Origin of the sequence: Phenylobacterium sp. (genome assembly GCF_024508875.1) — a bacterium.
Classification (GTDB): domain Bacteria; phylum Pseudomonadota; class Alphaproteobacteria; order Caulobacterales; family Caulobacteraceae; genus Phenylobacterium.
In genome coordinates, this window is sequence record NZ_JANINU010000121.1 from 1 (window position 1) to 811 (window position 811).

General features: G+C 70.9%; 2 protein-coding genes. Both read right to left on the reverse strand.

Annotated features, from left to right (window positions below; genetic code table 11):
• The coding region (locus Q0L11_RS10415; RefSeq protein WP_296597135.1) for a C13 family peptidase at positions 1-556 on the reverse strand (556 nt) is incomplete at its 3' end.
• A gap of 9 nt (positions 557-565) precedes the next feature.
• The coding region (locus Q0L11_RS10420; protein ID WP_296597136.1) for a PaaI family thioesterase at positions 566-811 on the reverse strand (246 nt) is incomplete at its 5' end.

Genomic DNA, 811 nt, shown 5'->3' on the forward strand with positions numbered 1-811 from the left:
TGTCCTGGCCGCAGCCGAACGAGGTGCGGTCGGGCCGCGCGGCGGTGACCACCATGCGGTTCGGCAGGGCCAGGGTCGGCACGAAGACGCCCGAGAAGCAGGCCGAGATCACGACGATGGTCGGGCGCTTGCCGCAGGTGCGGTCCAGCATGTTGGCCAGCACGCCCGGCCGCAGCAGGCCCTGGTCGAGTTGGGCGCCTTCCGGCGCGCCGTGCGAGGTCATGTAGAAGATGCAGCCACCGGCGGTGCGGCCCGACAGGTCTACGAGGGCGTTGTAGATGCCCCGCAGCTCGCTCTTCTCGGGACGGGTGTCCTTGTAGCGCTCGGGCCGGACGGAGAACTGCCGGATGTTCTGTGTCTGGACGCCCGCCCGGGTGAGGGCGGCGCTCACGTCGCGCCGCGCGTTGTCGAAGCCCTCGGACGGCGCTCCGTCGTGCGCATGCCAGTCCCCGGCCACCACGACCGCCGACCAATCCGAGAACGCCGAAGCCGCCTGCGCCGCGCCCGCCGCCGTCGCGAGCCAGAGGCTTGCGATGAGGGCGAGGAGGCGGGCCATCCGCGGCGCCTACTTCTTGTAGTTGGTGAAGGGCGTGGGGATCGCCGTCCCCGTCGCCTTGGCCAGGAGGCGACCTTCGGGATCGTAGAGCTCGCCCTCGGTGAAGGCGACCTGGCGGCCCCACTTCACCACCTTGCCGATCCCCTTGATCTTCCCGGGCTGGCCCGGGCGGAAGAAGCTGGTCTTCATCTCCAGCGTGGGCGCCACGGCCGTCATGCCGGACGCGACCATGCAGGCCACGCTCATGGCCTCGTC